The organism is Chlamydiota bacterium, assembly GCA_016178055.1.
Taxonomy (GTDB): Bacteria; Auribacterota; JACPWU01; order JACPWU01; family JACPWU01; genus JACOUC01.
In genome coordinates, this window is record JACOUC010000060.1 from 1 (window position 1) to 14,698 (window position 14,698).

The following is a 14,698-nucleotide window of genomic DNA, read 5'->3' on the forward strand; positions in this document are numbered from 1 at the left end:
GTATGTGAAATAAAGTACACCGAGGCAGCAGTTGGAACGGAAGTCATTAACGAGATGGATAGAAAATTAGAACTTCTTTTGAATCCTAAAAAGAAATCCATTCAACGAATTCTCATTGCCCCTTTTGGAGCAACAAAGGCCTTAGATGAACGGCATTATTTTGATCGCATCATCACACTCAAAGAAATTTTTTAATCCATGAAATCAAATACCCGCTCAGAAATTTCAACGATTCCCTCTTCTCTCGGCTACTCCATGCCCGCCGAATGGGCTCCCCATGAAGGCACTTGGCTTTCCTGGCCCAAGGATCCGATCACCTGGCCGGAGCAACTTCCGGAAGTTGAAGAAATCTACACCCAAATGATTGAGTACTTGACCCCAAACGAAAAAGTTTTTCTTCTGGTCAACGATGAAACGACTCAACAAAAAGTCCTTCAAAAAGTAAAATCTAAAAACATCCAATCCCAAAATCTGATCATTCACAAAATTCCAACGGTGGATGTCTGGATTCGGGATTATGGTCCTAACTTCCTCATTCGACAAAACGGTTCTTCTCAAGAGCTGGCGTATAATCATTGGATTTTTAATGCCTGGGGAAATAAATACGAAGAGCTTAAAAAAGATACCGCTATCCCTCAACAGCTCAAGCCCCTCCTGAACATCCCTTCTTTTGAACCCGGCATTGTCTTAGAAGGGGGATCCATCGATGTCAATGGAAGCGGCACTTGCCTAACCACAGAACAATGTCTGCTCACCCCCACCCGAAATCCTCATCTTAAAAAGAGCGAAATTGAAAACACTCTCAAAGATTTTCTAGGTGTCTCAAATGTCATTTGGCTAGGAGTGGGTATCGTGGGAGACGACACGGACGGGCATGTGGACGACATTGTAAGATTCGTGAACCCTAACACCGTTGTATGCGCTTTGGAAGAAGATCCTGCGGACGATAATTATGAACTTTTGAAGGAAAATTATAAACGTCTCGAATTGGCAAAAAACGAAAAGGGAGAAAAACTCAACGTGATTTCTTTTCCCATGCCAGGCGTCGTAAGTTATGAAGGGGACCGGCTTCCCGCCAGCTACGCCAATTTTTTCATTGCCAATGGTGTCGTGCTTGTCCCGATTTTTAATCACAAAAATGATGAGAAGGCCCTTCAAATTCTTCGACCCCTTTTCCCCGATCGAAAAGTCATTGGACTTTCCTGTGCACCGATGGTCGTTGGACTTGGAACCCTTCATTGTGTATCTCAGCAACAACCGAAAATTCAGTGAAAAATTTATTCTCTAAACGCACAAATTGGAATCTTGAAGCCAACCCCATTACGAAAGCTCTTCAGAAACGCCGCGATTCTCAACTTCCGATTTTAGACTTAACGGAATCTAACCCAACCCATTGTGGTTTTGATTATCCCACACAAGAACTTGCCCAAGTCCTCACTCAACCCCAAAGCTTTCAGTATCATCCCAATCCGAAAGGACTGCTGGAAGCCAGACGAGCCATTGCAAAATATTACCAGGATCAAGGACATTCGATTAATCCAGAACAAATTTTCCTCACCTCGAGTACCAGTGAGGCTTATTCTTTTCTTTTTCGACTCCTGGTCAATCCCCAAGAAAATATTTTAATCCCTCGCCCCGGTTATCCGCTTTTTGATTTTTTGAGCGACCTTGCCGATGTCGAGCTAAAAACTTATTCTCTTTTTTACGAGAAGAATTGGCAAATTGATTTTGAAAGCCTCAAAAACAATGTTAATCCTGACACCAAGGCGCTTCTCGTCGTTCATCCTAATAATCCAACGGGGTCTTACATCAAAAAAAATGAATTCTTTGAACTCATTCAACTCGCCCATCATGAAGAAATCGCCCTTGTCTCAGATGAAGTTTTTTTTGATTATGCAGTCGAGAGCAATGAAAAACACACCCGCCTTGCCGGAATCTCTGAAGTGCTTAGTTTTACCCTTAATGGCCTTTCTAAAATGGTGGGCCTTCCCCAAATGAAATTAGGTTGGATGGTTGTGAACGGTCCCCAAAAACTTTTGACTCAAGCCTTAGATCGTCTTGAAGTCATCACAGATACTTATCTTTCCGTGAATACCCCGATTCAACAAGCACTCCCGTGGATTATTGAAAATTGTAAAACGATTCAAAACCCCATCAAAATGAGAGTGTTAAACAATCTCAAATGGTTAAAAGAAAAGATCATTCCATTTCCTGCCTGTGAAGTTCTTAAAGTGGAAGGAGGTTGGTACGCCCTTTTAAAAATTCCAAAGACACGAAGCGACGAAGAATGGGTTTTAACGTTCCTAGAAAAAGAAGGCGTCTTTGTTCACCCCGGGCACTTTTACCAATTTGAAAAAGAAGGCTATCTGGTCATCAGTTTAATAGTACCACCTGAAACTTTTCAAGAAGGAGTAAGGAGAATTCTGAGTTACTTTTGATGATATTTACACGGATCGAAGCCGCCGGATTGCTTCTTCATAAATCTCATCATCACTCCGTGTTCCGACGGCAAGAATGAATACAAGAACCTCTCTTTTCACCACCCGTTAAATAACTCGATACTCATTAGAGTTTACCATTCATCAATATCTATGAAATCCTTAAGTTTAGACTTCTGATCTCTTTTTTGAGCAAGCATTCCAAGAATATAATCCTTAAGCAAGATCAATGGCCTCTTCTAATGGAGAATTCTTGTCCTTCACTCGAGCCTGGGGATCAATCCTTAATCCAGATAAACGATGCCCCAAATCTTTTTTGCCACTCATGGTTAGTATCCCCACTTCTTCACATACCCATTTTTAACAGCTTGAGTTACCCATAAATAGGTGACAATCATTCCTAGAAGGGCCGCAAAATAAGAAAGAGGTAGAGGAACAAACCCAAGATAACGGGCCACGGGTGAGAGCACAATTCCAAAACCAAGAGTCACAATCATGACAGACATCACAAGAAGAAACCGGCTCGACCGACTGTGGAGAAAAGGAGTTTTTGCCGTACGAATAACGTGAATGACCAAGGTCTGAGTACAAAGAGATTCAAGGAACCAACCCGTATGAAATGCATTTTCCGAAAATTTAAATAAGACCATCATGACGCCAAAGGTTAAAAAATCAAAAATAGAACTCACGGGTCCCAGCGTCAGCATAAACTTTCGAATCGCACGAATATCCCATGGCTTGGGCTTTTCTAAATATTCCTCATCTACAGCATCGGTCGCAATCGCCACTTGAGAAATATCATAAAGAAAATTATTGAGAAGAATTTGAATCGGAGCCATGGGAAGAAACGGTAAAACGAGGCTCGCCCCCGTCATACTGATCATATTTCCTAAATTAGAACTGGCCCCCATTTTAATATATTTCATAATATTGCCAAAGGTTTTACGCCCTTCCAAAACCCCATTCACGAGTACGAGCAAACTTTTCTCTAGAAGAATCATATCCGCCGATTCTTTTGCAATATCCACTGCATTATCGACTGAAATCCCTACATCCGCAGCCTTCAAAGACGGAGCATCATTGATGCCGTCTCCTAAATAGCCCACAATGTGGCCATTGTAATGAAGCGCCCGAATCACCCGTTCTTTTTGTAAAGGATCGAGTCTCGCAAAAACAGCGGTTTTTTTAACGGATTCTTGCAATTCAACATCATTTAATTTTCCAATTTTTTCACCCGTTGTAATTGAACTGACGTCTAATCCGACATCCCCGCATATTTTTTTTGTGACAAGCTCATTATCCCCTGTCAACACCATAAACTTGATGCCAAGCCTTTGCAAGCGATCCACCATTTTTTTAACACTGGGCTTAGGCGGATCTAAGAAAGCAACATAGCCTTTTAAAACCATGCCACTTTCATCCTCTTTGGTATAAGTTTCTTTTTTCTCGATCACATCTTTATAAGCAATAGCTAAAACCCGAAACCCTTCCATATTTAACATGTTGCACTCTTCTCTTAAGTCAGCTAAGAGAAGATGTTCCATATCAAAAATATCTCCATCCAATTCAAAACGGGTACATCTTTTAAAAATTTCTTCCGGAGCCCCTTTTGAAATAATTCGGTGATGGGCCTCCATTTCAACAACCACAGACATAATTCTCCGTGAAAAATCGAATGGGATCTCGTCAAACTTTGCAAATTCTTTTACGGCCAATTTCTGATGCTTTAAAATAGCCTTATCCAAAAGATTTTTAAGCCCTGTCTGATAATAACTATTCATGTAAGCAAGCTTAAGAACCTCTTCATTGGCCTTGCGAACCACATCACAATACCTTTCTAAAACGACCTTATCCAGGGTGAGGGTTCCTGTTTTATCTGTACAAAGAATATCCATGGCCCCCAAATTTTGAATCGCGGAAAGTCTTTTAACAATCACCTTTTTGCGCGACATAAAAATAGCTCCCTTAGAAAGATTAACCGCCACAATCATGGGGAGCATTTCTGGCGTCAGGCCTACAGAAACCGCCAGAGAAAAAAGCAGGGCCTCGGTCAAACTCCCTTTCAAAAGGGCATTAATGCCGAAAATGACTACGACCAAAACCAGCATGAAGCGAATCATGAGCCATACAAATTCATGAATTCCCTTTTCAAAACTGCTGAGAGGATTGACCGCAGCCAACTTTTGCGAAAGCTCGCCAAATTGGGTGAAAGCCCCCGTCTTAATCACTAAGCCCAAAGCAGTCCCACTCACCACACTGGAACCCATAAAGGCAATGTTGGTTAAATCTGCAACAGAATTTGATTGAGAGGAAGAGGGATAGGAAAATTTTTCGATGGGAAAAGATTCACCGGTCAATGAAGCCTGATTAATGAACAAATCCTTACAAGAGATCAGCCTTAAATCAGCCGGGAGCATATCTCCAGCATAAAGATCAACCACATCTCCCGGAACAATTTCCCTCATTTTAACTTCTTTTTTACGCCCATTTCTTAAAATCGTTGCTGTAGCTCTAACCATTTCACTCAACTTTTCTGCTTCTTTACCCGAGCGATACTCCTGGATAAACGAAAGAAAAATACTCATGAGAACCATCAAAAAAACAAGAAAGGCGCTGATCTTTTCCCCAAAAAAATAGGAGAAAAGACCTACAATCACGAGGACAATCACCAAAGGATTAAAAAATTTGGAAAGAATTTGCCATAGAAGCGTTCTCTTTTTCTTTTTTGCAGGCTCATTGTATCCATAAGTTTTCAGCCTCTCCCAAGCCTCAGGCTCCATCAACCCTCCCATCGAAGTATTGAAATGCTCTAACAAGGCTTCAATAGGAGATGAAGCAAAAAAACTTAAAGTCTGCGTTTGAGTCTTATTCGTTTTTGTCATAAGTCATATTCTTTAAGATTTTATTAATCTAAAAACAACCCCAATAAATTCGCAATTCGCAATCCGCAATCCGAAATTTTTTCACCTCCCCCAATCACGGGCATATCGAAAATCGCGATCAATGGTCCGTTGAGATATCTTTGCAATGAGAGGAAGACGACGCTTATATTGAGAATCTCTCATTCGGGAAAAAACTTTTTCCACAAAGGACGGATCAAATTTGGCTTGAGCCAGTTCTTCAGGAGAATATCGTTCATCTACCATGTGATAAAGAAGCTCATCGACCTCACGATAAGTAAAACCCAATTCTTTCTCATCCGTTTGACCGGCCCAAAGATCAGCACTAGGAGGTTTTTTCACAATATGCTCGGGTACTTTTAAATGCTCGGCCAACTGCCATACTTGAGTTTTATAAAGGTCTCCCAAAGGATTAATGGCTGAGGCCATATCCCCATACTGGGTCCCATAGCCTAGCAAAAGCTCCGTCTTATTGCTCGTCCCGATCACCAGAGCCTTAAGCTGATAAGAATAATCATAAAGAATCGACATACGTTCCCTCGACATTTTATTTCCCCTACGTACCTTGGAAATGTCAGGAAACAAATTAAAATAGGGATCGATCATGGGGGTAATTTCAATTTTCTCAAAATGAATTCCAAGCCTCTCAGAAACTTCTTGGGCGTCTCCTGAACTTTTTGGATCCGAACTGGCATAGGGCATGGCCAAACCCCACACATGACGAGGGCCCAGGGCACGAGCCAAAAGAAACGCAACCACGGCAGAATCGACTCCACCCGAAAGGCCTAAAATGGCCCGCTTAAACCCGGTTTTTTGAATTTCTTCCTTGAGGAATTTTTCGAGCATTTCCTCGACCAGGTTTGGATTGATTTTGAGCATATTGATCCCGAATTCTTGAAAGTTCATATAAAACTAAATCGATATTCTCATCCCTGAGAATCGGGCTCATGATACGACTGCGACGAATTTCACCCGAATCTAATTCAACGATTGAAAGGGCTTCGTCAAAATAAGGGGCCTTGACCAAAATCTCTCCCTTGGGACTCACAACCTCTGATCCCCCCCAAAAATTAATTCCCTCCTCAACCCCGCCTCGATTGACATAAATTAAATAAATGCCGTAAAGGCTCGCATAAAATCGATTCATTTCTTCCCACATCTGGGTGCTGTAGAGTTTATCCTGGGCCCCGACCCCACGACCCGGGCTTGATGAAAGAGCCAAAATAAATTTTGCGCCATCCTGAACAGCAATCTGAAGAGAGGTCGGATGCCACAAATCTTCGCAAATCAAAATCCCCGCTCGTCCAAATTGTGTTTCAAAGGAACGAATATATTTCCCCCTAGAGAAATAACGCTGCTCGTCAAACATCCCATAGGTGGGTAAATAGACCTTGCGATGAACATGCAAAACTTTCCCTTTTTCAAGATAAAGGGCGGAATTAAAAAACTCGAACGTATCCGTTTCTTCCACAAATCCAAAACAAATAGAAATTTTTTTTGAAAGTGCGATGAATGTTTTTAATGCCTTTGAGGAAGATTTAAGCGCCACTTCTGAAACCATATCCCTTAAAAAGTATCCTGTGAGACCCAATTCCGGAAAGACAATCAGTTGGGCCTTCTCTCGAATCGCCTTTTTAATTTTCTCTAAGAAAAGTTCTATATTCTGATCCAAATCCCCAAGTCGAGGACAAACTTGCGCCAAGGTAACCCGAAATTTCATACTTTTTTCCCATGTAAAGTTAAATCAGGCATATAAGACTTTTCTCTTTTTAAACATTCAAAGCTTAGATCAGCAGCCACTAAGGTAACATTCTATCCCAAAAATAAAAAAAACAGCTCAAAAAATATTTTATTCATTTCTTTATCTGAACAACATAGGATATAAAAGTAGTCAATGGTCCACAGTCAACAGTCCATAAGAACAATCTCTTTACAACTGTTGATGATGAAGACTATGTAGCCAGATGGGAAAATACAGTTCAAAGTAAAAAAGATATCGCATGAAAATATTACTTACAGGTGGAGCAGGTTATATTGGGAGCGTAACAGCAAAGTTACTGATTGACCATGGACACGAACTAACCATCATTGATGATCTCAGCGAAGGGCATCTAGAGGCCTTAGACCCACGAGCCGCTTTTGTTCAAGGAGATTTGGGAAATGCAGATGTTCTTCACAAGGCTTTCTCTAAAGACCCTTTCGATGCTGTGATGCATTTTGCGGGTTCCTGCCTTGTTCCTGAGTCCGTTGAACATCCCTCACTCTATTACCATAACAATGTGGTGAATGGCCTGCTCCTTTTAGAAACCATGAGAGAAAATGGAGTCCCTAAAATTATTTTTTCCTCTTCCTGTGCGGTTTATGGAGAACCTGAAAAAACACCCATCACCGAAATGACACCTCAAAAACCAACCCATCCTTATGGAGAGACAAAGTTCGCTTTTGAAAAAGCATTAAAATGGTATGCTAAAGCCTATGAAATAACAGCCATTCTTCTTCGCTACTTTAATGCAGCAGGGGCAACCGATCACCTGGGAGAAGATCACGCCACAGAAACACATCTAATCCCTAATGTCCTTAAAGCAGCCTTGAATGAACTTCCTTATGTCAATATTTATGGAACAGATTATCCAACACCCGATGGAACCTGCATTAGGGATTATGTTCATGTTTTAGATATTGCCCAAGCCCATATACTCGCCCTTGAACTAGAAGAATCCGAAAGCTTCAACTTAGGGAATGGAAGCGGATATTCTGTCCGACAAGTGATTCAAACAGCTGAAAAAGTGTGTGAAATGAAAATTCCAGTCAAAGAATGTAATCGCCGAATAGGAGATCCTCCCATTCTTGTCGCCAGCTCCCAAAAAATTCAACAGGTTCTAGGATGGATTCCGAAGCATCCCTCCTTAGAAGAAATTATGCGAAGCGCCTGGCGATGGACCCAAAAACATCCCAAGGGCTATGCGTCAACCAACGATAAAAATCCAAAAATCAAACATCAAAAATCAAAATTACAATGTAAAACTTAAAATGTTTCCCTTGCAATAGCATTAGAAATTTTGGATTTTAATATGTCATTTTGATTTTTGAATTTTGAATTTTAAATTAACAATGAAAACTGCCCCTCAGTAGCCAGAGACAGGTAAAAATATGCAAATAGAAATCAAGCCCCTTTCAACAATCGATGCAGTGATCGAAATCCCAGGCTCAAAAAGCTACACGAATAGGGCACTTCTCGTCGCAAGCCTGGCTAATGGAATCAGTTACCTGGAAGGATCCCTTCTTTCTGAAGACACGAATCTTATGATCAAGGCCCTTCAGCAAGTTGGAATTCCAATAACAGCGCAAGGTAATCATCTAACCGTGATGGGCAGGTCCGGTCGTATGGGATTAATGAAAGATCCTATATTTTGTGGAAATTCAGGAACAACTTTAAGATTTTTGGCAAGTTTTCTTGCCTTGGGTCACGGCTCCTATACCTTGGATGGAAATCCCCGAATGCGCCAACGCCCTGTCGGAGATCTTATTCAATCCATGAAAAAACTGGGCATCAAAGTGAGAGGGTCGTTAGAAGAAAACTACCCTCCCCTCGTCATTGAAGCAAATGGAATAGAGGGGGGTAAAACCACCTTAAAAGGAGAAAACTCAAGCCAGTATCTTTCAAGCCTCTTGATGAGCGCTCCTTATGCAAAGCATCCTGTCGAAATTAAAATAGAAGGAGATCTCGTCTCAAAACCCTATGTCGATATGACTCTCGATGTAATGAAGGCCTTTGGAGTAGAAGTTATTCATGACAACTATAAAAGATTTCGTATCCATACGCCCCAAAAATACAAACCCACCTATTATACAATCGAATCGGATGCTTCAAATGCCTCTTACTTTTTTGCAGCAGCCGCGATTACCCATGGAAAAGTCCGAATTAACCACCTTTCTTCAAAAACTCTGCAGGGGGATATTCGCTTTTTAGATCTGCTTCAACAAATGGGTTGTACAATTCGAAAAGGAACAGATTGGGTAGAAGTGATTGGCCACCCTCTCCATGCGATCGAAGCAGACCTTAAAGACATCCCTGACATGGTACAAACCCTTGCTATTGTGGCTCTCTTTGCAAAAGGGCATACACGAATTAAAAATATCGCCCATTTAAAAATCAAAGAAACGGATCGAATCAAGGATCTTGCAACTGAGCTCAAGAAAACAGGGGCTGATGTTGAGTTTGGAAACGATAATATCGCTATTTCTGCTGAACACCTTCAACCCGGGGTCATTGAAACTTATAATGACCATCGAATGGCCATGAGTTTTGCAGTTGCAGGGCTTAAAATAAGTGGGGTTAAAATTGAAAACGCCGAATGCGTGAAGAAGTCATTTCCCTCTTTTTGGGATCAATTCAAAACCCTATATCCGCCGGGCTGATTCGCCATTTTAAGACCAATCTTCCACAACTTATCCACAGCTTATCCACACCCACTTGAATTTGATTTGTATAACCCCTTCATCTCTAGTGCTTAAAAATTATTTCATGCTCAATCTCAAGATCAAAAAATGAAAGACTCTTTAATAACTTCATAAAAATTACTTTGTTCTGAAACGCATATTCTAAACTGAAACATCAAAATAAATTTGAACCGTTTCAAAGGAGTAAATTCTTTGAATCTTTAAATATTTCTCTTCAGTAAAAAAATGATTTAATTTTTTTCTTTTCAAAAAAATTTTTAGTTTTTAAAAATAAAAAGGCCCCGCTCTTAATCATAAAAATTCACATTTCCAAGTCGCTTGCTTATTTTTAAACAAAAATAAAATTCTTAATGAAAATAAAATTCTAATAACATATAAATCATAACTTACATAATCACAATAACTTACAACTAAATATTTTTTAATAAAATTCTTAAGATAAATTCTTGCTCATCTATTTTTCTTTAAGAAAAAAATCATTCAAATATCTTTTCACCTTCTCATAAAGCAATTCGTTATCAAAATTTAGCTTTCATAAAGAGAAAATCTTAATCTCTCCGATTAAAATTTAAAATCGATCGCTTAAAAAAACTCATGATAAAAAATATCTCTGTCGTTTTAAATAGAGTCATCTTCGTTAGTCAAAACTAAAATTTTTTTCACTTTGAGGATTGAATCAACCATGATTAATATATGCGTAAGAGTTTTTGCGGGAATGTGTAGCTCATAAATCGTCAATCGGATTACATGAAGATTCTCTAATACTGACAGTCTTCTCAATCCTTAGTTGAGTGGTTATCCACATGATCAGATTTGTCCTTATTGTTCCAACCATTATCCTTACCTTAATAGCCTCTCTTTATTTTGCGTTCAAAGACCGCACTAAAGTTTTTTGGAGGCTTTTGGGGTCTTTTATTTCTGTATTTACCCTGCCTACAATCAGTTTCATTCATTTCTATCTAATCTATCTAAAAAAAATAGAAATGGAATGGATTTTATTAATTTTGTCTATGATTTGGCTAACATTTCTAATGGTTTTAGGACTTTGCGTCATGTACGGATCCAAGAGAATTCATTTTTGGGGGCGTGAATTGATTTTTTTGACCATCGGCGGGGTATTCATTCTATTAATTTGTTTCATTATTTAAAAACATAACTATTTCTAATACAATTACTTATAAAAATTTGTGAAATTTTGCATTTGTAGTTATGAATTTTCATCAATATAACTGATGAAAATTCAATATTTATGGGAATGGATTTGGAAAGGGGGCTATCCTGAGCTTCATGCGAAAGGTCTTAAGCCTGAAAGATTTTATGCGGATTATCTTGTAACCTATCTTGAAAGAGATATCCGACAAATCATTCAAGTCAAAAACCTCAGAGATTTCGACCGTTTTCTAAGACTTTGTGCCACAAGAACTGGACAACTCATTTCTTATAGCACCCTGGCAAGCGATATCGGCATAAGCCCAAATACGATTAAGAGCTGGATAGGTCTTTTAGAGGCATCCCATGTTATTTATCTCTTAGAACCCTATTATGAGAATTTAGGTAAGAGAATTGTCAAAACACCTAAAATTTATTTTTTGGATACAGGATTGGCCTCGTTTCTGGCAGGATTTCAAAATCCTATTGATCTCATGAAAAGTCCGCTTCAAGGAGCTTTCTTTGAAACCCATGTCTTGGGACAGATGATTCGTCATCTCCAGAATAGAGGAAAAACTCCTGCCCTTTATTTTTATAGGGATCATGCAGGTTGTGAAATCGATTTTGTTATTCCACAAGGAAATGCCCTCAAGCTTATAGAAGCAAAATGCGCTTCTATTCTTCCAACCCAGATCAAAAATTTTCAGGAAATCACACAACGTGTTGGAAAGGAAAGGATCATCTCCCAAATCGTTGTCTCAACTTTACGAGACTTTAGAGAAATTGGACCCTCGATGTATTTGGATAATAGTATTGAATTGAAAAGCATTGTTTCTTGACACTATTTCCGATACAACTCTTTAGGTTACAACTTGTTAGTGATTTTTGACTAATTTTAATTTTCTTTTTGACTTTTTCCCACTTGGACGGGTCTTTATAATTGACATGCAGAAGGCTTGAATTCTGAGAAGCTATCAAAACGAAAGGGGAAAATTTATGCGTAAGCTAAGATTGACCGTTTGTTTCATGTTTGTGGTGTCGTTGGTATTTTCCCATGGCATCTCTTTTGCCGGAAAGGGAAATACCTCGCAAAAGATACACAGTATCGTGAAGAGCCTCTTCTCTGAAGAGAAGCATCCCGATGATACAAGTTTTAAAAATATCTGCGGAAATCCACTTTTTTTAAAATTAACCAAGGATCTTTCCCAAGAGGAATTAGGTCTTCTTGCGAATGAAATCATCCGTCATTCTGCTATGAGCGAGTCAAGCCCATTACAGTATCAAACCAAATTAAGCGATGGATCTATAGGCAACTTCGTCATTTACTATACCACAGAGGGAACACATGCGGTTAAGAACCCAGAAGTGGATACGGGTACTAAACTTGTCCTTCCAGATTCCAAAAATCCGGATTCTGACCCCACTTTAGCTTATTGGAAAATGAAAGACGGAGATGGAATTTATGATGTAGACAATGCACCAGATTATGTCGAAAAAATAGGCATCTATCTTGAATATTCATTGGCCAAGCTTCTACAGTACGGGTTTAACGAGGGTGTTAAACCATCGTGGGTTGGAAACATTTACATTGCCAATTTGGGCACCAGCAATGGGGTATCGTATGCTCCCTACACTCCTATGATCGGTGGAAGTACTTGGTTTAATCATTCACTCAGTTCGATGAAAACGATCCCTCATGAGCTTTTTCATCAGTTTCAGTATGCGTATACACCCAATCCCTATTCCCCTACGACCCTTGACCAGGAAGATTGGATTGATGAGGGAACCGCTCGATGGACAGAGGATCTTGTTTTAGATAGCTTGAATGATTACGCAGCCTCTGCGAATGTTTACCTGGAATGGGATACAAATATAGACATTCGTGATATCGATTATGAATCCGTGCTATTTTGGAAGTATCTCACGGAGCAATTCGGCCAAGTCAAAGAGGAACCTCAAATCGGCGTGGATCTCATGCTGGATCTTTGGAAGAATTGGTCCTCTTTGGAAGGAATAGAAGGAATTAACCATACTTTATCAACCTATGGAACGGATTTTGATCAGGTTTTTACGGATTTTTTTGTCTATGCGAACTATTTAAAGAAATTCGATAAGGAAGATGAGAATCAGCAAAAATATGATTATCTTGAAGATGAGCTGTATGACGATGTCAAAATTACAAATGCTGAAAATGACGTTCTCTATTTGAATGAATCTCTTTTGATTATGGACCAGAGCGTCCCTTCTTATGGGGCTCAATACTATCGGGTTATTCCTGAAGAAGGGGTAAAAGCCGTTCATATTTTGATCGACGGAGATGCGGATTTCAGCGCCCCTCGATATCGAATCGTTGCCATTCATGCAAATGGAGAGAATCTGGACTTCTATAACTCTGACAGCAATGACTTTGAAACGACTATTCCTAACGAGGAGGGAGACCTTACTGAAATTGGTGTTATGGTCTCGTCCGTCACAGACAGTAAAGAAACAAAAAATGGGAGCTACGACTTAATCGTTTACGATGAGAACGCCCCCATTGTTGCAAACTTCGAAGCGGGAAAGCAGGTGGGATACCCCCCCTTCACTGCTCACTTTTATGATGAAAGTATTTCTAAAGAACCGATTGCCTCCTGGGCATGGGACTTCGACTTTGACGGGGTGACAGATTCTACAGAACAAAATCCAACACAGACCTACACACGAGATGGAAGTTACAGCGTTTCATTAGATGTAACAGATGAAAGTACGCCCCAACCCTATGAAGACACGGTGATCAGGCCTTTCTATATTGGGGTGGGCGACATTGCGAGTGAGTATAATGGGTCTTTTGGTGGACTCTGGGGCGATTATGATGGGGATGGGTATTTGGATTTATTTGTTTATAACAGAAATTTTGGACAGACCGGGAATTTTAATGATTACCTATACCATAACAATGGGAATGGAACATTCACAAAGATTATAAAAGGTCCCGTTGTTAACGATAAAGTAGATTCCCATGGAGGAGCTTGGGCCGATTATGACAATGATGGAGATCTTGATTTATTCGTAACGACATACGATTCTTTTTCTCCCAATCTTCTCTATCAGAATCAAGGAAAGGGTACTTTTACTAAAGTCAAAGGAACCGTTGTGAGCTATACAGGTTCTTCTTTAACCCCCAATTGGGTTGACTATGACAATGACGGTTATTTGGACTTGTTTGTTGGTAACGCTGGCGAAAGTGATCTTCTTTATCATAACAACGGAAATGGAACATTTACCCAAGTTACCCAGGGAGAATTAGTGAACGATGCGGCAGTAACTGAGGATTCTTCTTGGTCTGATTATGATTTGGATGGGGATATGGATGTGTGTGTAGCCTATGATACCAAAGTATATTTATTTAATAATCAAGGTGACGGCTCTTTCAAAAAGATTGCTTTATCCCAACCATTTAATACGAGGGATATTGCTTGGGGGGATTATGATAATGATGGGGACCCAGATCTTTTATTGATTAATATTTTATCAGTCCCTCAACTTTTTCAAAATTTGGGAGATGGGAGCTTTACTGAAATTCAAGCTTCGTCGGATTACCCCATGCTTCAAGAATACGCATACAGTTATTACCAACATAAAAAGGGAGGCTGGATCGATTATGATCATGATGGAGATTTAGACTTGTTTATTGCCAATCTCGATGAAACGGATTTCTTATATGCCAACGATGGAGACGGCACATTCACAAAAATCACTGATGACTCCTTA

10 protein-coding genes are annotated in these 14,698 nt (G+C 39.8%); 7 read left to right on the top strand and 3 right to left on the bottom strand.

Annotated features, from left to right (window positions below):
• The 3 genes from HYS07_08910 to HYS07_08920 form a co-directional block, all read left to right on the top strand.
• Positions 1 to 195: hypothetical protein (locus HYS07_08910; GenBank protein ID MBI1871297.1), on the top strand; the 195-nt coding region annotated here is incomplete at its 5' end.
• 60 nt (positions 196 to 255) lie between these two features.
• The gene (locus HYS07_08915) at positions 256 to 1,272 is read left to right on the top strand and encodes an agmatine deiminase family protein (protein MBI1871298.1); all 1,017 of its coding nucleotides are present in this window, start codon (positions 256 to 258) and stop codon (positions 1,270 to 1,272) included.
• Positions 1,269 to 2,438, top strand: a complete 1,170-nt coding sequence (locus HYS07_08920) for a pyridoxal phosphate-dependent aminotransferase (GenBank protein ID MBI1871299.1) — start codon at positions 1,269 to 1,271, stop codon at positions 2,436 to 2,438. The genes HYS07_08915 and HYS07_08920 overlap by 4 nt, the downstream gene beginning before the upstream one ends.
• A 329-nt stretch (positions 2,439 to 2,767) precedes the next feature.
• Here the strand turns inward: HYS07_08920 and mgtA are convergent, their stop codons facing one another.
• From mgtA to HYS07_08935, 3 genes are all read right to left on the bottom strand, one after another.
• The gene (mgtA, locus tag HYS07_08925; GenBank protein ID MBI1871300.1) at positions 2,768 to 5,320 is read right to left on the bottom strand and encodes a magnesium-translocating P-type ATPase; all 2,553 of its coding nucleotides are present in this window, start codon (positions 5,318 to 5,320) and stop codon (positions 2,768 to 2,770) included.
• An 81-nt stretch (positions 5,321 to 5,401) separates the two neighbouring features.
• On the bottom strand, positions 5,402 to 6,223 hold the full coding sequence (locus tag HYS07_08930) for an NAD+ synthase (protein MBI1871301.1): 822 nt from the start codon (positions 6,221 to 6,223) through the stop codon (positions 5,402 to 5,404).
• Positions 6,138 to 7,058: a carbon-nitrogen hydrolase gene (locus HYS07_08935; protein MBI1871302.1), complete on the bottom strand. Its 921-nt coding sequence runs from the start codon at positions 7,056 to 7,058 to the stop codon at positions 6,138 to 6,140. Before HYS07_08935 ends, HYS07_08930 begins: the two co-directional genes overlap by 86 nt.
• A 280-nt stretch (positions 7,059 to 7,338) precedes the next feature.
• On the opposite strand from HYS07_08935, the gene galE reads away from it, so the two are divergent.
• From galE to HYS07_08955, 4 genes are all read left to right on the top strand, one after another.
• Positions 7,339 to 8,367, top strand: coding sequence for a UDP-glucose 4-epimerase GalE (galE, locus tag HYS07_08940; GenBank protein ID MBI1871303.1), 1,029 nt, complete (start codon positions 7,339 to 7,341; stop codon positions 8,365 to 8,367).
• 121 nt (positions 8,368 to 8,488) lie between these two features.
• On the top strand, positions 8,489 to 9,757 hold the full coding sequence (gene aroA, locus HYS07_08945; GenBank protein ID MBI1871304.1) for a 3-phosphoshikimate 1-carboxyvinyltransferase: 1,269 nt from the start codon (positions 8,489 to 8,491) through the stop codon (positions 9,755 to 9,757).
• A 1,274-nt stretch (positions 9,758 to 11,031) separates the two neighbouring features.
• A complete protein-coding gene (locus HYS07_08950; protein MBI1871305.1) occupies positions 11,032 to 11,787 on the top strand; it encodes a DUF4143 domain-containing protein in 756 nt (251 codons plus the stop codon).
• A 157-nt stretch (positions 11,788 to 11,944) separates the two neighbouring features.
• A partial coding sequence (locus HYS07_08955) for a VCBS repeat-containing protein (GenBank protein ID MBI1871306.1) occupies positions 11,945 to 14,698 on the top strand: 2,754 nt, incomplete at its 3' end.

Excerpts from the sequence above, each read along its gene's own strand:
- mgtA (MBI1871300.1), bottom strand. The coding sequence starts at position 5,320 with ATGACAAAAACGAATAAGACTCAAACGCAGACTTTAAGTTTTTTTGCT.
- aroA (MBI1871304.1), top strand. The coding sequence starts at position 8,489 with ATGCAAATAGAAATCAAGCCCCTTTCAACAATCGATGCAGTGATCGAA.
- HYS07_08935 (MBI1871302.1), bottom strand. The coding sequence starts at position 7,058 with ATGAAATTTCGGGTTACCTTGGCGCAAGTTTGTCCTCGACTTGGGGAT.
- HYS07_08950 (MBI1871305.1), top strand. The coding sequence starts at position 11,032 with ATGAAAATTCAATATTTATGGGAATGGATTTGGAAAGGGGGCTATCCT.
- HYS07_08915 (MBI1871298.1), top strand. The coding sequence starts at position 256 with ATGCCCGCCGAATGGGCTCCCCATGAAGGCACTTGGCTTTCCTGGCCC.
- galE (MBI1871303.1), top strand. The coding sequence starts at position 7,339 with ATGAAAATATTACTTACAGGTGGAGCAGGTTATATTGGGAGCGTAACA.